The sequence below is a fragment of the Paracoccus indicus genome, from assembly GCF_003056335.1.
Taxonomy (GTDB): Bacteria; Pseudomonadota; Alphaproteobacteria; order Rhodobacterales; family Rhodobacteraceae; genus Paracoccus; species Paracoccus indicus.
Genome location: NZ_PYWA01000003.1, coordinates 334,038 through 350,210 on the forward strand (window position 1 = coordinate 334,038; position 16,173 = coordinate 350,210).

General features: G+C 64.2%; 16 protein-coding genes. 4 read left to right on the forward strand and 12 right to left on the reverse strand.

What is annotated here, in order from left to right; translation table 11 throughout:
• Position 1: 1 nt before the first annotated feature.
• The 10 genes from DDE75_RS06915 to aptA all read right to left on the reverse strand — a co-directional run bounded on the left by DDE75_RS06915 (position 2) and on the right by aptA (position 10,690).
• Entirely contained in the window at positions 2-1,324 is a 1,323-nt protein-coding gene (locus DDE75_RS06915; protein WP_108501633.1) for a TRAP transporter large permease, read from the reverse strand.
• Positions 1,321-1,842: a TRAP transporter small permease gene (locus tag DDE75_RS06920; protein WP_108501634.1), complete on the reverse strand. Its 522-nt coding sequence runs from the start codon at positions 1,840-1,842 to the stop codon at positions 1,321-1,323. Before DDE75_RS06920 ends, DDE75_RS06915 begins: the two co-directional genes overlap by 4 nt.
• Before the next feature lie 2 nt (positions 1,843-1,844).
• Positions 1,845-2,885 (reverse strand): TRAP transporter substrate-binding protein, encoded by a 1,041-nt coding sequence (locus DDE75_RS06925; protein WP_108501635.1) that lies wholly within the window; start codon positions 2,883-2,885, stop codon positions 1,845-1,847.
• A 172-nt stretch (positions 2,886-3,057) separates the two neighbouring features.
• The gene (locus DDE75_RS06930; protein WP_108501636.1) at positions 3,058-4,041 is read right to left on the reverse strand and encodes an ABC transporter substrate-binding protein; all 984 of its coding nucleotides are present in this window, start codon (positions 4,039-4,041) and stop codon (positions 3,058-3,060) included.
• Between the two features lie 34 nt (positions 4,042-4,075).
• Entirely contained in the window at positions 4,076-4,909 is an 834-nt protein-coding gene (locus DDE75_RS06935; protein ID WP_108501637.1) for an ABC transporter permease, read from the reverse strand.
• Positions 4,906-5,781 (reverse strand): ABC transporter permease, encoded by an 876-nt coding sequence (locus DDE75_RS06940; protein ID WP_108501638.1) that lies wholly within the window; start codon positions 5,779-5,781, stop codon positions 4,906-4,908. The genes DDE75_RS06935 and DDE75_RS06940 overlap by 4 nt, the downstream gene beginning before the upstream one ends.
• Positions 5,774-6,553: an ABC transporter ATP-binding protein gene (locus DDE75_RS06945; protein WP_108501639.1), complete on the reverse strand. Its 780-nt coding sequence runs from the start codon at positions 6,551-6,553 to the stop codon at positions 5,774-5,776. Before DDE75_RS06945 ends, DDE75_RS06940 begins: the two co-directional genes overlap by 8 nt.
• Before the next feature lie 3 nt (positions 6,554-6,556).
• The gene (hydA, locus tag DDE75_RS06950; protein ID WP_108501640.1) at positions 6,557-8,008 is read right to left on the reverse strand and encodes a dihydropyrimidinase; all 1,452 of its coding nucleotides are present in this window, start codon (positions 8,006-8,008) and stop codon (positions 6,557-6,559) included.
• A gap of 27 nt (positions 8,009-8,035) precedes the next feature.
• Positions 8,036-9,301 (reverse strand): Zn-dependent hydrolase, encoded by a 1,266-nt coding sequence (locus tag DDE75_RS06955; RefSeq protein ID WP_108501641.1) that lies wholly within the window; start codon positions 9,299-9,301, stop codon positions 8,036-8,038.
• A 63-nt stretch (positions 9,302-9,364) separates the two neighbouring features.
• A complete protein-coding gene (gene aptA, locus DDE75_RS06960; protein WP_108501642.1) occupies positions 9,365-10,690 on the reverse strand; it encodes an omega-aminotransferase AptA in 1,326 nt (441 codons plus the stop codon).
• A 156-nt stretch (positions 10,691-10,846) separates the two neighbouring features.
• On the opposite strand from aptA, the gene DDE75_RS06965 reads away from it, so the two are divergent.
• A complete protein-coding gene (locus DDE75_RS06965) occupies positions 10,847-11,449 on the forward strand; it encodes a TetR/AcrR family transcriptional regulator (RefSeq protein WP_108501643.1) in 603 nt (200 codons plus the stop codon).
• Here the strand turns inward: DDE75_RS06965 and DDE75_RS06970 are convergent.
• A complete protein-coding gene (locus DDE75_RS06970) occupies positions 11,446-12,033 on the reverse strand; it encodes a TetR/AcrR family transcriptional regulator (RefSeq protein ID WP_162798934.1) in 588 nt (195 codons plus the stop codon). The two genes, DDE75_RS06965 and DDE75_RS06970, sit on opposite strands and share 4 nt — an antisense overlap.
• Before the next feature lie 154 nt (positions 12,034-12,187).
• Complete coding sequence (gene mepK / locus DDE75_RS06975) at positions 12,188-12,748, reverse strand: peptidoglycan L,D-endopeptidase MepK (protein ID WP_108501645.1); 561 nt, start codon at positions 12,746-12,748, stop codon at positions 12,188-12,190.
• 400 nt (positions 12,749-13,148) lie between these two features.
• On the opposite strand from mepK, the gene DDE75_RS06980 reads away from it, so the two are divergent.
• The 3 genes from DDE75_RS06980 to DDE75_RS06990 all read left to right on the forward strand — a co-directional run bounded on the left by DDE75_RS06980 (position 13,149) and on the right by DDE75_RS06990 (position 16,131).
• Positions 13,149-14,681 (forward strand): L,D-transpeptidase family protein, encoded by a 1,533-nt coding sequence (locus tag DDE75_RS06980; RefSeq protein WP_245894644.1) that lies wholly within the window; start codon positions 13,149-13,151, stop codon positions 14,679-14,681.
• A gap of 70 nt (positions 14,682-14,751) precedes the next feature.
• Positions 14,752-15,852, forward strand: a complete 1,101-nt coding sequence (gene lpxD / locus DDE75_RS06985) for a UDP-3-O-(3-hydroxymyristoyl)glucosamine N-acyltransferase (protein ID WP_108501647.1) — start codon at positions 14,752-14,754, stop codon at positions 15,850-15,852.
• 12 nt (positions 15,853-15,864) lie between these two features.
• A complete protein-coding gene (locus DDE75_RS06990; protein WP_108501648.1) occupies positions 15,865-16,131 on the forward strand; it encodes an acyl carrier protein in 267 nt (88 codons plus the stop codon).
• Positions 16,132-16,173: the final 42 nt, after the last annotated feature.

Sequence of the window (16,173 nt, forward strand, 5' to 3'; positions counted from 1 at the left end):
CTCATTGCAGCAGGCGTGGCAGGTAAAGCGCGATGGCGGGGAACAGGACCAGCAGGACGATGCGCAGGATCTCGGACCCGAAGAAGGGCATCACGCCGCGGAAGGTCTCGCGCATGGGCACGTCGCGGGCGACGGCGTTGATGATGAAGACATTCAGGCCCACCGGCGGCGTGATCAGCCCCAGCTCCACCACCACCAGGATGATGATGCCGAACCAGAGCTTGGTCTCATCCGGTGACAGGCCGAAGTCCAATCCGGCGACGACGGGCCAGAAGAAGGGGATCGCCAGGATCACCATCGACAGGCTGTCCATCAGGCAGCCCAGCACCAGGAAGGTGACGATGATCAGCACCATGATGGTCATGGGTGCCATCCCGCTGTTCTGCAAAAGATCCGCCGCCGCCTGCGGAACACCCGCGCGCGACATGAAGATCTTGAGCAGCTCTGCCCCAAAGACGATCAGGAAGATCATGCCGCTGTTGCGCGCGGTCTCCAGCATGGCCTCGACCATGTCGGTCAGACCCAGCCTGCCGCGCGCCACGCCGTAGATGACGACCATCACCACCCCGATGGCCGCCGCCGCCGTCGGACTGTAGATGCCCGCATAGATGCCGCCGATGACCACGCCGAAGATCACCAGCACGGGCAGCATGGCGATGCTTGCCGCGATCAGATCGGACCGACCCACCGGCTGCGCCTTGGGACCGGACCCCGGCACGAAGCGCACATAAAGCGCGATGGTCGCGATGAACATCAGGGTCGCCAGAATACCCGGGATCAGGGCGGCGGCGAACATGGTGACGATGTTCACCTCGACGATGATGGCATAGACGATCAGCACGACCGACGGCGGAATCAGGATGCCAAGCGTGCCGCCCGCCGCGATGCAGCCGGTCGCCAGCGAGCCGCTGTAGCGGTATTTCCGCAGCTCGGGGATGGCGACCTGGCCCATGGTCGATGCCGTCGCGGTCGAGGACCCGCAGACCGCACCGAAGCCCGCGCAGGCCGCGATGGATGCCATGGCGACGCCGCCCCGGAACCGGCCCAGCCAGGCATTGGCGCCCCGGAAGATATCGGCCGACAAACCGCAGCGTGCCGCCAGCCCACCCATCAGGATGAACATCGGCAGGACCGAGAGGTCGTAGTTCGAGAATTGCGCGTAGGCCAGATCCTTCAGCTGGTTCAGGATGATGGCCGGTCCCGACTGCAGGCAGATGCCCGTGAAGCCGATCAGGATCATGGTATAGGCGATGGGCACCCGGATCGCGATCAGGCCCAGCAGCGCGACCAGCCCGGCGATGCCGATCAGGAAATTGTCGATCATGCTTCCACCCCGTCGTCAGCCGGCGATGTCACCTGACGCCACTGCATCATCAGCGTCGCGCAGGCCGCCAGCGCCAGCAGGGCCAGCGACATCAGGATCGGCGGAAAGGCCGTCCAAAGCGGCAGCTTCAGCACGGGTGTAACCTCACGGTATTTCAGATAGCTTTGCAGCCCGCCGTACATCTGGAACAGCATCAGCACAGCGAAGGCCAGCGCCAGCAGCGACGAGAGCACCGCCATCGCAGCCTTCTTGCGGGCGCCCATCCGCTCGGTGAAGATATCGACCGAGACGTTCGCCCCGGTGATCTGGCAATAGGGCAGGAACATGAAGATCGCGATGGCGATGATATGCTTGACCAGCTCGTAATCGGCGGCGAAGGGGCGACCGGTCAGCAGGTTGGATACTGCGCTGCCCGCCGTCATCAGCGCCAACCCCATGGTCAGCACGCCCCCCATCAGCGCCCATCCGCGGGTGATCCGGAAGATCAGCCCGCGGGGGACATTCGTGTCGGGTGACATGGTCAAGACTGCCGGTCCGACATGGCCTGACGGGCGGCAGCGACCAGCGCGGCGGCGTCGAAGCCCGATTGCGCGGCGGTCCAATCGTCGACCACGGGGGCCAGCACCTGGTTGAAGGCATCCATCTCGGCCTCGGTCAGGACGACGTGTTCATTGCCGTTGTCGACCGCCATCTGGATGCCGAAATCATCGGCGGCACGCCAGACCTCGGCCACCTCGCGCAGCCAATCCTCGCCGCTGTTGTCGGTGAAGATCTGCTGCAGTTCGGGGTCCATGCCCTCCCACTTGGCCTTGTTCATCGAGACCTGGAAGGTCGTGGTGCCGAAGCGGTTCCGATCCGGTCCCTCGATCTGGTACTGCGTCGATTCGAACAGCTGCAGCGGGGGAATGATCTCCCATGGGATCAGGGCGCCGTCGACGGCACTGATGCCAAGCGCTTGTGGCAGGTCGGGGACGGGCATGGTGACGGGGGTTGCGCCCATCGCCTCGACCACCGCATTGCCCGTGGGTCCGGGAACGCGCAGCTTCAGGCCCTGAGTGTCATCGGGGCTGCGCACCATCTTCTGCGCCATCTGGATTGCCTGACCCGCGTGGACATGCAGGAACAGCACATGCACATCGGCGAAATCCGCGGCCAGATGGTCATCGAAGATGTCGCGCATGGCCAGGTTCGCCGCAGCCAGATCGTTTGTGAAGATCGTCGGCAGCTCGAACACCTCGGTGCGCGGGAAAAGGCCTGGCGTATAGCCGTTCACCGTCCAGATGATGTCGACGACCCCCTCGGCGACCTGTCGGAACAATTGCGGAGGCGATCCGCCAAGCGACATGGCCGGATAGAGTTCGATGTTGATGCGGCCCTCGGACTGCTCGCGGATGCGGTCCGCCCAAGGCTGCAGCATCTTGGCATGGGCCGGCGCCTTGGGGCCAAGGAAGTGGTGCAGCTTCAGGTCGACCTGCGGGGATTGCGCCCAGGCCTTGCGCATATAGGCCGGCAGGGCGACCGCAGCCGCACCGCTGGCAAGGATCTGCCGTCGGTTGATCATGATATCCTCCCTTTGGGTCGGCGCATCTCCTCAGGCGGCCGAACCAAGGGTGATGTTAGGGGGGATTTGATCCGGCAGGAATAGACATATTTTGGCGATAATGGGACATTTTCGTCGCTGCATGACAGCGCGAAAGGGCAGGGCCGCCGCGGCGACGGCCCTGTGGCTGATGTTACTGGAAAGCACGGTCCGTGACGGTCGCGACCCAGGCTCCCTCGGGCGCCTTGGCGATGACCGGGTCCGATCCGCCAGACAGCAGCGTATCGACGGTGCGCTGATAGTCCGCCTCGTCCAGGGTGCCGTCAGATCCTTCCAGAAGCTTGGCGATCTCGGACATCATGCGGGTCTGATGCTCGATCGTCTGCGCGCCGGTCTCGTCGTTTTCCAGCACGATCTCGGCGGCTTCCTCGGGGTTTTCGGCGGCATAGGTCCAGCCCTTCATGCTGGCGCGCACGAATTTGGCCAGATCCTCGACCTTGGCATCATCGGCCAGCGTGGCTTCCAGCACATAAAGACCATCCTCCAGCGTGGCGACGCCCTGGTCTTCGTACTTGAAGGTCACCAGGTCGTCCTCGGACAGGCCCGCGTCCAGCACCTGGCCGTATTCGTTATAGGTCATGGTGCTGATGCAGGCGGCCTGCTTTTGCAGCAGGGGATCGACGTTGAAGCCCTGCTTCAGGACCGTGACGCCATCCTCGCCCCCTTCGGTCGACAGGCCGAGCGTGTTCATCCACGACAGGAAGGGATATTCGTTGCCCGCGAACCAGACGCCAAGCGTCTTGCCCGCGAAATCGGTCTTGGGATCGCTGATGCCGCTTTCTTTCAGGCAGGTCAGCATCATCCCCGAGGATTTGAACGGCTGCGCGATATTGACCAGCGGCAGGCCCTTTTCACGGGCGGCCAGCGCGGCGGGCATCCATTCGACGACGACATCCGCGCCGCCGCCGGCCAGAACCTGCGTGGGGGCGATGTCGGGGCCGCCGGGCTTGATGGTGACGTTCAGGCCCTCCTCCTCGTAGAAGCCCTTTTCCTGCGCCACGTAGTAACCGGCGAATTGCGCCTGCGTCACCCATTTCAGCTGCAGCGTCAGGTCGTTCGCCTGCGCCGCACCCGCCATCAGGGCCACTCCTGCCGCCGAGATCATCAGTCGTTTCATATCCCAAACTCTCCTGTTGGTGGGGCGTGCCCCGTTACTTGCGCTGCGACGGGTGCCAGAACGTCACCTTCTTTTCGATCAGCGCAACAAGTCCATAAAATAGCGTTCCCGCGATGGCCGCCACGACGATCTCTGCCCAGACAAGCGGCAGATCCAGCCGCCCCACGGCGGTCGAGATGCGGAACCCCATCCCCCGCGTCGGGCTGCCAAAGAACTCGGCCACGATGGCGCCGATCAGGGCAAGCGTCGTGGTGATCTTCAGTCCGTTGAACAGGAAGGGCATCGCGGCAGGCAGGCGCAGCTTCCACAGGGACGCCGCATAGGGCGCGGCCCAGCTGGCCATCAGGTCACGCTGCATGGCGTCGGTGGCTTTCAGGCCCGCAACCATGTTCACCAGGATCGGGAAGAAGACCATGACCACGACCACGGCGGCCTTGGATTGCCAGTCGAAACCGAACCACATGACCAGGATCGGCGCGATGCCGACGATGGGCAGGGCGGCCACGAAATTGCCGATGGGCAGAAGCCCGCGTTGCAGGAACGGGCTGCGGTCGATGGCGATGGCGGTCAGCATCGCGGCCAGCGCGCCGATCAGCCAGCCCGTCAGCGCGCCGCGCAGGATGGTCTGAACGAAATCGGTCCAGAGGATGCTGCCGTTGGCTGCAAAGCTGGCGGCGATCTGGCTGGGTGCGGGAAGGATGACGGCGGGGATGGCATAGATCCTGACGGCCATCTCCCACAGGATCAGCAGGGTCGCGCCAAAGACCACGGCCACCGCCATGCGGCTGAGGCGCGTGTCGAAGCGGGCCAGCCAAATGTTCAGCGCCCAACCACCCAGCCAGACCCCGATGATGGGCAATGCGTTCATCGTGCCAACCCCATGCGCCGCAGTGTCGCCTTTTCGATGATGCCGACGATGGCCACCAGACCCGCCGCCAGAAGCGCGGCGGCGAACAGCGCCGACCAGATCTGCACCGTCTGCCCGTAATAGCTGCCCGAGAGCAGGCGCGCCCCAAGACCGGCCGTGGCGCCCGCAGGCAGCTCGCCTACGATGGTGCCGACCAAGGCGGCGGCGATCGCGACCTTCAGGCTGGTGAACAGATAGGGCAGGGATGACGGCAGGCGCAGCCGCCAGAACTGCTGGTTGTCGCTGGCGCTCCAGGATTTCATCTGGTCCAGCTGCATGGCGTCGGGCGTGCGCAGGCCCTTGACCATGCCGACCAACACCGGAAAGAAGGACAGCCAAGCCGCGATGATCGCCTTGGGCAGCAGGCCCGTGATGCCCGCGCTGGCAAAGACCACGATCACCATCGGCGCGATGGCCAGGATGGGCACGGTCTGGCTGGCCACGGCCCAAGGCATGACCGACTGGTCCATGCTGCGGCTGTGGACGATGCCCACGGCCAGCAGGATGCCCGCGCCCGCCCCGATGGCAAATCCTGCCAGCGTCGCCGACAGCGTCACCCACGCGTGCCAGACCAGGCTGCGCCGCGACGTGATGGCCTGCCCTGCAATGCCGTCATAAAGACCCACCGCAACCTGATGGGGTGCGGGCAGGATGGGGCGGTCCTGCGTCAAAGTTCGGGTGATCATCTGCGACGTGGTCAGCTCCTCGCTCGCGCGGGCGGCCTGATCGCGTTCCCATGTCGCGTTCATGCGGACTGCGCCCAGATACCAGATGGCGATGATGACCATCAGGACCGTCAGGACGGGCGCGGCATTTCGCCAGACCCTAGTCATAGCTGTGCCCTTCGCGCAGCCCCTCGCGGACCTCATGCGCCAGCGCGATGAATTCCGGCGTGTCGCGGATCTCCAACGGGCGTTCGCGGGGCAGGGTGCTTTGGATGACCCGCGTGATCCGGCCCGGACGAGGCGACATGACCACGATCTTGGTCGAAAGATAGACGGCTTCGGGGATGGAATGGGTCACGAAGCCGATGGTCTTCTGGGTTTTGGCCCAAAGGGTCAGCAGTGCCTCGTTCAGGCGGTCGCGGACGATTTCGTCCAAGGCCCCGAAGGGTTCGTCCATCAGCAGGATGTCGGCGTCGAAGGCCAGCGCGCGGGCAATGCTGGCGCGCTGCTGCATGCCGCCAGACAGCTGCCAGGGATACTTGCCTCCGAAATTCTCCAGCTCGACCAGTTCCAGGACATGGGCGATGCGCTTGGCGCGTTCTTCGCGCGAAAACCCCATGATTTCCAGCGGCAGCGAGATATTTCCCCTGATCGTGCGCCAGGGATAAAGCCCTGGTGCTTGGAAGACATAGCCATAGGCCCGTGCCTTGCGCGCCTGATCCGGCGTCATGCCGTTCACGCTGATCTGCCCTGCGGTCACGGTTTCCAGCGCGGCGATGCTGCGCAGGAAGGTGGTCTTGCCACAGCCCGAAGGACCGATGAAGCTGACGAATTCGCCACGGTCGATATCCAGATCCACGTCCTTGAGCGCATGGATCGGGCCGTCGGCGGTCTGGAAGGTCAGGCCGACGCCCTGTGCCTTGATTACAGTGTCGTCCAATCGTCAGACCCCGCTTGCCGGAATGCCGCCACGTGCGATCGGACGCGGTGCCGTCAGGTCCTTCCATGCACTCAGTGCGCGGTTCACCTGGCCGCGCGGTTCGCGGGCGACGAATTCGCCATGGCCTTCGCGGCTGTCGACCTTGCCCTCGGTCACGGCGACGACGCCGCGGGTCAGGGTAAAGCGCGGCAGGCCTGTGACCTGCTGGCCTTCGAAGACGTTGTAGTCGATCGCCGACTGCTGGCTGCCGGCGCTGATGGTCTTGCTGGCCTTGGGGTCCCAGACCACCAGATCGGCATCGGTACCGACCAGCACGGCCCCCTTGCGGGGATACATCCCCAGGATCTTGGCGATGTTGGTGGATGTCGCCGCCACGAATTCATTGGGTGTCAGGCGACCGGTTTCGACACCGTGGGTCCACAGCATCGGCATCCGATCCTCAAGTCCTCCGGTGCCGTTAGGGATCTTGGTGAAATCGTCGATGCCATAGCGTTTCTGTTCGGTGGTGAAGGCGCAGTGGTCTGTCGCCACGACCGACAGGCTGCCCGATTGCAGGCCGGCCCAGAGGCTGTCCTGATGCTGCTTGTTGCGGAAAGGGGGCGACATGACGCGACGGGCGGCATGGTCCCAATCGGCGTTGAAATATTCGCTTTCGTCCAGTGTCAGATGCTGGATCAACGGCTCGCCCCAGACACGCTTGCCATGCTGGCGCGCACGACGGATGGCCTCGTGGCTGTCCTCGCAGCTGACATGGACCACATAGAGCGGCACGCCCGCCATGTCGGCCACCATGATGGCGCGGTTCGTCGCCTCGCCCTCGACCTGGGGCGGGCGGGAGTAGGCATGGGCTTCGGGGCCGGTGTTGCCTTCGGCCAGTAGGCGGGCTGAGAGTTCGGCCACCACGTCGCCGTTTTCGGCATGGACCATCGCGATGCCGCCCAGATCGGCGACGCGGCGGAAGGAGGCGAACAGTTCGTCGTCATTCACCATCAAGGCGCCCTTGTAGGCCATGAAATGCTTGAAGCTGGTGATCCCACGATCGACGACCGCCTGCATCTCGTCAAAGACCTGTTCGCCCCACCACGTCACCGCCATGTGATAGCTATAGTCGCAATGTGCGCGGCCCGACTTGTTGTCCCACATCTGCAACGCATCCAGCAGCCCCTGACCGGGCGAGGGCAGGGCGAAATCCACCACCATCGTCGTGCCGCCCGCCAGCGCCGCGCGGGTGCCGCTTTCGAAATCATCGGCGGAATAGGTGCCCATGAAGGGCATCTCCAGATGGGTATGCGGGTCGATGCCGCCGGGCATGACATAGCATCCGGTGGCGTCCAGAACCTTGTCGCCCATCAGCCCCTCGCCGATGGCGGTGATTTTGCCGCCCTCGATCAGGACGTCGGATTTATAGGTCAGATCTGCGGTGACGATGGTGCCGTTCCTGATGACAGTGCTCATCTTGCCAGCCCTTTCATGATGTTGCGTTCAGCGGAGGATTTCGGCGGCGTCCTGCACCGCATGCAGCAGCACGTCGCACCCCGCGGCGGCCCACTGGGGCGTGATCTCCTCGGCCTCGTTGTGGGACAGGCCGTCGACGCAGGGGCACATGATCATCACGGTCGGCGCGACCTTGTTGATCCAGCAGGCGTCGTGACCTGCCCCCGAGACGATGTCCATGTGGCTGTGGCCCAAACGCTCCGCCGCCTGCCGGACCGATGCGACCAGTGTCGGATCGAAGGTCACCGGGTCGAAATGGCCGACGGGTTCGATCTCGATGCCAAGGCCGAGTTCCTTGGCAATGTCAGCGGCTTCCGCCTCGAGCTTCGACCGCATCGAGGTCAGCTTCTCCAGATCGGGCGAGCGGAAGTCGATGGTGAAGACCGCCTTGCCGGGGATCACGTTGCGGCTGTTGGGATAGACATTGGCCTGACCCACGGCACCCACGGCGGCGGGCTGGTGATCCATGGCGATGCGGTGCACGGCTTCGGTGATGCGGGCCATGCCAAGGCCTGCATTCACGCGCATGTTCATCGGGGTCGATCCGGTATGGGCGTCCTTGCCGGTCAGCGTCACCTGCAACCACCACAGGCCCTGACCATGGGTGACGACGCCGATATCCTTGCCCTCGGCCTCCAGGATCGGCCCCTGCTCGATGTGGTATTCGAACATGGCGTGGATCTTGCGGTCGCCGACATTCTCGGTCCCGCGCCAGCCGATGCGGTCCAGTTCCTCGCCAAAGCTCTTGCCCTCGGCATCCTGGCGGCTGTTGGCGTAATCTTCGGTCAGAACGCCCGCAAAGACGCCCGAGGCCAGCATGGCCGGGGCGAAGCGCGCGCCTTCCTCATTCGTCCAGTTGACGACGACGATGGGACGGCGCGTCCTGACGCCCATGTCGCGGATCGAGCGGATCACCTCCAACCCGGCCAGCACACCCAGCACGCCGTCGTATTTGCCCCCCGTGGGCTGGGTATCCAGGTGGCTGCCGATATAGACGGGGTCCAGATCAGGCTCGGCGCCTTCGTGACGCATGAACATGTTGCCCATGCGGTCCAGACCCATGGTCATGCCCGCATCCTCGCACCAGGACTGGAACAGGCGGCGGCCCTCGGCGTCCTCATCCGTCAGCGTCTGGCGATTGTTGCCGCCCGCGATGCCGGGGCCGATCTTGGCCATCTGCATCAGGCTGTCCCACAGCCGGTCGCCATCGATTTTCATATTGGCAGCCGAAACCACCCCGCTTGCAACGGTCATCTCGTGTCCTTCCTGTCTGGCCGCCCCGTCTTGTCGCGGGGTCGGTTGGATGAGTTTGTGTGGTCAGGCGGTCTGTTTCAGAACGTCGCCCAAAGTGCCGATCAGCTGGTCGATCTGCGCCTCCGAGATGATCAACGGCGGCGAAAGTGCGATGATGTCGCCGGTGACGCGGATCAGGATGCCGGCCTCGAAGGCACGCACGAAGGCATCGAAGGCGCGCTTGCCGGGTTCGCCCGCGATGGGGGCCAGCTCGACCGCGCCGATCAGGCCCATGTTGCGGATGTCGATGACATTGGGATGATCGCGCAGCCCGTGCAGGGCTTCCTGCCAATAGGTTTCCAGATCGGCGGCGCGGGTCAGCAAGCCTTCCTCGGCATAGGTATCCAGCGTGGCCAAAGCGGCGGCGCAGCTGATCGGGTTGCCCGAGTAGGTATAACCGTGGAACAGCTCGATCATGTGTTCCGGGCCCTGCATGAAGGCGTCATGGATCTGGGCGGTCGCCAGAACCGCGCCCATCGGGATGACGCCGTTCGTCAGCCCCTTGGCGCAGGTGATCATGTCCGGGATGACGCCGAAATGCTGGGCGGCGAAGGGGCTGCCCAAGCGACCGAAGCCGGTGATGACCTCGTCGAAGATCAGCAGGATGCCGTGCTTGCGGGTGATCTCGCGCAGGCGTTGCAGGTAACCCTTGGGGGGCATCAGCACGCCGGTCGATCCGGCCATCGGTTCGACGATGACGGCGGCGATGGTTTCGGCGCCGTGCAGCGCGACGATGCGTTCCAACTCATCCGCCAGGTTCGCGCCATGTTCGGGCTGGCCCTTGGTGAAGACGTTTTCAGGCAGGTGGGTATGGGGCATGTGGTCGACGCCCGCCAGCAGCGTGCCGAAGTGGCGGCGGTTGTTCACGATCCCTCCGACCGAGATCCCGCCGAAGCCCGTCCCGTGATAGCCGCGCTCGCGCCCGATCAGCCGGGTGCGCGACGCATCGCCCCGTGCTCGGTGATAGGCCAGCGCAATCTTCAGGGCCGTATCGACGGCCTCGGACCCCGAGTTGCAATAGAAGACATGCTCCATCCCCTCGGGTGCGATATCGACGATTCGATTGGCCAGCTCGAAGGCCAGGGGGTGACCCATCTGGAAGGCGGGGGCATAATCCAGCTCGGCCACCTGCTTCTGCACAGCCTCGGTGATGCGGGGGCGGCAATGGCCGGCGTTGCAACACCACAGGCCCGCGGTCCCGTCCAGGATCTGACGGTCGTCCGACGACGTGTAATGCATGTCCTGCGATGCCACCAACATCCGTGGCGCCGACTTGAACTGTCGGTTCGCGGTATACGGCATCCAGAAGGCGCGCAGATCGTTGGGGGCGGGCTTGCGGTCAAGCGGCATCTTGGGAACCCTTTTGAATTATTGACCAAACGGTCAGGATCAAGCTAGCACGGGTCCAATGTCAGTCAACCGTGCTGATCCGGCCCGAGACATTTGCACCTGAACTGCCCAATTTCAGATCATGCCAGAGCGGAGACGCCAATGACAGACGCGAAAATGCCCCGAATGACCCGGATCCAGCAGAAGAATCGCGACCTGATCATGGATGGGGCACTGAACGTTTTTTCGGCAAACGGCTTTCGTGGCGCGACCATCGACCAGATCGCGCGGTCTGCGGGTCTGTCCAAGCCGAACGTGCTTTATTACTTCGCCTCCAAGGATGACATCCACAAGACGCTGCTGACCGAACTGCTGGATATGTGGCTGGCACCGATGCAGCAGATCGACCCCGCCGGCGATCCGATGGCCGAGATGCTTGGCTATGTCGCGGCCAAGATGCGGATGTCGCGGGATTACCCACGCGAATCGCGTCTTTTCGCCTATGAAATCCTGCAAGGCGCGCCACATCTGACCCAGATCCTGGGGGGTGGTCTGCGCGATATCGTCGACCGGACGGTCGTCGTCTTGCAGGGCTGGATGGTCGAAGGGCGGCTGGCCCGGACCGATCCGCGCCACCTGATCTTCTCGATCTGGTCGATGACCCAGCATTACGCCGATTTCGAGATCCAGGTCCGCGCAGTGCTTGGCAGCGGGCGCGACCCCTTCGCCGAGGGGCAGGAATTCCTTGAACAGATGTATCGCAAGCTGCTGACGCCCTAGGCGCTGGCGGTGCCCAGCATCTCGGCCGCGGTCAGGATCAGGGACAGGTTCTCATGGGCCGAGGCGACGAAATCCGGCCGCGTTCCGGCTGCCCAATCCTTTGTCGCGGCATTGGTCGCCGCGATGATGGCCGCTGCCAAAATCTCGATCACGCGTTCATCCGAGCCGGGCATGCGGCGATGCAGAAGACCGCGCATCTGGGCACGACGGGCCAGCATGGCGCTGTTGCGCAGGGCTTCCAGCTTGGGATCGCTGTCGGACAGGGCCAGCATCTGGGCGATCATTTCCCGTTCATCCAGGTAGCGTGCCAGATGGGCCGAGATCAGGACCTGCAGGTCGTCGATCAGGCGTCCCTTGCCGGCGACGAACTTTTCGGATGCCTCGGGCGGGTAATCGGGCGGAGGCCCCATCAGGGCCGCTTCCTTGTAGGGGTAGTAGTTGAAGAAGGTGCGCGTGCTGATGCCGGCGTGGCGGGCGATCGCCTCGGTCGTGACGTTGGCAAGGCCGTCGCGGACCGAAAGTTCGATTGCGGCAGCCTGAATGGCCTTGGCGGTGCGGAAACGGCGCGTGGTCTGGGGGCTCATGTGTGTCCGATCTTCAGCATGCATCATGCGCACAAGGCTGACCGCAGCTGACGTCAAGGGCAAGCCCGAAATGGCGCACTGCCCTTTGGCGGGCAACACCCCCTGCCTTTTTGGCAGGGGTGCATATCTTTCGGATAGCTCGGCGATCCGGAGATCAGCTGCCCCAAGTGCGGACCGGACCGCAATCCATGTGGACGAAGTTCGAGCGGCTGTAGCGTCCGACGCCGCCGCCACGGCAGGCAGCCGCTGCCTGGAACATCTGCGACACCGAGCGCGACTTCAGCCGCAGGTCGGCGGCCTTGCCGGTCATGTGCAGAGAGTTCTTGGCGACACCGCTGGAGGTGCGGCGCAGCATGGCATTGGTCCGCGGCGAACGGTAGCCCGACAGCATCATGTAGGGTTCGTTCGTCTGCAGCAGGCGCGAGGATGCGGCGGCCACGTCGATGGTGCGCGGGTCGATCCCGATCACCTCGCCTGTGCGCCAGTCGCGCATGAAGACGTTGATTTCGTTCAGGGCTTCGCGGATGTACTTGCCGTCGACCCAATAGACGGTGTCGATGCTTTCGCCGGTACGTCCCGAATACATGCGCACTCGGCGCATGTCGCCGGCCCCGCGAAGGAACCCGAAAGCGTTGGCCATAACCGGAGCAGCCACGACGCTGGTTGCTGCGAATGCGCCCAGCACGCCGCGACGGGAGATGAGGTCCATTGTCATGTCAGATCGCCTGTCCTGCTTCGTTTTTGGATCCGCGAAACTTTCGCGGCATGTCGTGGTTTATCCCCGACTTGCTAACATTGTGTCAAAAGTCCTTGAGGTTGAGAAACGGAATCTGCCATCCCGCCGTTCAAAATCGCCGCTTTCGGCAAGAAACCGCCCAATTTGGTCAATGTTGCAAAAGGGGCGAAACCCTGTGGCCTGCCTGCAACGGACCATTTTCTCGCGCGGTGTCAACGGGATGGCGTGTGGCTTCGGCCATCGTGGTGTGAGACTATCGGTAACTGGTGATTTGAGGTGTGTCATGTCTGTTTGGCGTGTGGGTTCTGTCTTTGCAATCTTGTTGGGTGCGGCGGTGCTGTCCGGCCCTGCAACGGCACAGGAACGGGTTGCCGCCCTGATGTCGGTTCCCGGGCCCAAGCTGCAGTTTTCGCCGGCACAGATGGATCTGGCCCGCGCCGTCGCGGGTGATTCCGACCTGGCCGCCTTCTATGGCGGCAACGGTTTGGCGCCGGTCTTCATCGGGCCCGCTGCAGAGGCGCGCCGCCAGGCCGTCAAGCTGGCGATCGAGGCGATGCCCCGCCATGGCATCCCGGCCTCGCGCTATGATGCCGCATCCTTGCCGGACCATCCGCGCAGCGTGGCCGATGAGGTCGCCTATGCCAAGCGTGCCGCGCATCTGCTGCGCGACCTCGGGGGTGGCATCCTCTCGCCCTCGGCGGTCGATCCGGATATCAAGCGTGTGCCGAAAAGGCCCGCCATCGCGGCCAGCCTGCGGGAATTCCAGGCCTCTGCCGATCCGACCGCGGTGCTGATGAACGCCGGACCCAGCCACCCTGCCTACAAGGCGTTGCAGGATGCGCTGTTCGGCCCCGCGCGTCTGGCCGTCCCCGAAGGCCTGCCCCCGGCACCCGAGGCTGTCTGGCGCGTCGGGCAATCCGGCGCGGGCGTTGTCCCGCTTCGTGTCCGCTTGGCCGCCATAGGCTTCGCGGCCGAGGCCACCGACGCGACGCTTTATGACGCCGCCCTGTCCGAAGCGGTGGCCGAATACCAGCGGGCTGCGGGGTTGCGCGATGACGGGATTGCCGGTCCGCAAACCATCCGCCTGCTGAACGGCGACATGCCGGCCGGGCAGGATGCGCGGCAGCGTGCGATTCTGGTCGCAATGGAGCGTCTGCGCTGGATGGGATCGGAGGCGTTCGAAGGCCGCTATATCTGGGTGAACATTCCCCAGTATGAAACCGCGATCATCCAAAACGGGCAAGAGGTGTTCCGCACCCGCAGCGTCGTCGGCAAGAACGACGAACACATGCGCACGCCCGAGTTTTCGGACATGATGTCGAATGTCGTGGTCAACCCGGCGTGGAACGTGCCCCGCTCGATCACCACGCGCGAATATCTGCCCAAGCTGCAGGCGAACCGCAACGCGGTGTCGCATCTGGACGTGGTGGACCGGCGCGGGAATGTCGTGTCGCGCGACAGCATCGACTTCAACCGGTACACGGCCAGCAACTTTCCCTATCGGCTGCGCGAGAAGCCAAACGAGGACAATGCCCTCGGCATCGTCAAGTTCATCTTCCCCAACCAGTGGAACATCTATCTACACGACACGCCCAGCAAGCATCTGTTCGGCAATGCGACGCGTGCCTATTCGCATGGATGCGTGCGGATCGGCGATCCGCGCGATCTGGCACGTGAACTGCTGTCGCAGCAGACCGATGATCCCGCGGGGCTGTTCCAGCGGACCCTTGACAGCGGGCGCGAGACATGGCTGACCCTGCGGCCTGCGGTTCCGGTGCATCTGGTCTATTTCACCGCCTGGCCCGACGCTTCGGGGAACGTGCGCCTTTATGGCGACGTCTATGGCCGCGACGGGCGCGTCTGGCAGGCGCTTCAGGCGGAAGGCCTGGGGCGGGACAACGCACCGTCGTGATCGGGGTCGGGCGCGTTTTGCTGGCGGGGCGTCGGCAAACGCGTTAAGCCCTTGGCCAAAAGGGGGCATTATGACCGTCACGATCAAGGAATTGGCGCAATCGCTGGATGCCCGCGCATGGGGCGAGACCGATCTTCAGGTCACCGGCGCGGGGGAGCCTGCCCAGACACAGCCGGCCGATGCCACGGGCGGGCAGATCGCCTTGGCTATGGCGCCCAAATACGCCGAGGCCCTGCGCCCCGGCTGCATCGCGATCCTGGCCGAGGGGATGGACCCCGAGGCCTATGGCGTCCGTGCCGCGATCTTCGCGCCGCGCCCGCGTCTGGTGATGGCCGGACTGACGCGCGCCTTCGACCAGGGCCCCGACATCGAGACGGGCATTCACCCGACCGCCGTGATCCACCCGACCGCCAGCATCGGCGAAGGGGCCGCCATCGCGCCCTTTGTCGTCATCGGGCGCGATGCGGTCGTCGGGGCGAAGGCGCGCATCGCCTCGCATGTCAGCATCGGGCGGAATGCGCGGATCGGCAGCGACGCCGTCATCCACGCGGGTGTCCGCATCGGGCACGATGTGGTCGCAGGGGACCGGCTGTTCATCCAGCCGGGTGCCGTGATCGGCGGCGACGGCTTTTCCTTCGTCACCCCCGAGGAATCAGGCATCGAGGAAATCCGCCGCACGCTTGGCGCGCGAGAGGCCATCTCGGCCCAGCACTGGACCCGCATCCATTCGCTTGGGACGGTCGAGCTGGGTGACGAAGTCGAGATCGGCACCAATGCGACCATCGATCGTGGCACGATCCGCGCGACCCGCGTGGGGTCGGGCACCAAGATCGACAACCTGGTGATGCTGGGTCACAACGTCGTCGTGGGTCAAGACTGCCTGCTGTGCAGCCAGGTTGGCATTGCCGGGTCCTCGACCGTGGGCGACCGCGTCGTGCTGGCGGGCAAGGTCGGCGTGTCGGACAATATCACTATCGGCGACGATGTGATCGCGGGCGGTGCAACCAAGATTTTCACCCGCGTTCCCGCAGGCCGCGTGATCTTGGGCAATCCGGCGGTCAAGATGGAGACCCAATTGGAGATCCAGAAGGCGACGCGCCGTCTGCCGCGTTTCGCAAAACAGCTGTCGGATCTTCAGGAAACAGTTACACGTCTGTTGGAAAAGGGCTAGGCAGGAGGCGACATGACCGAAGACATCCAGACCCGAATTCGTGCCATCATTGCCGAACAGGCGATGCTTGAACCCGAACAGGTGACCGACGACGCAACCCCCGAGGAGCTGGGAATCGACAGCCTGGGCCTGGTCGAATCCATCTTCGCCATCGAGGAGGAGTTCGACGTCACCATCCCCTTCAATGCGAACGAGCCGGAAAAGTCCGAATTCGACATCTCGAACATGGGTACGATCATTGCCGCGGTTCAGCGCCTTGTCGCGGAAAAGGACGGATGAGCAAGAAGAAGAACCCGGTCGGCAAGCAGGCGGATAAGATCG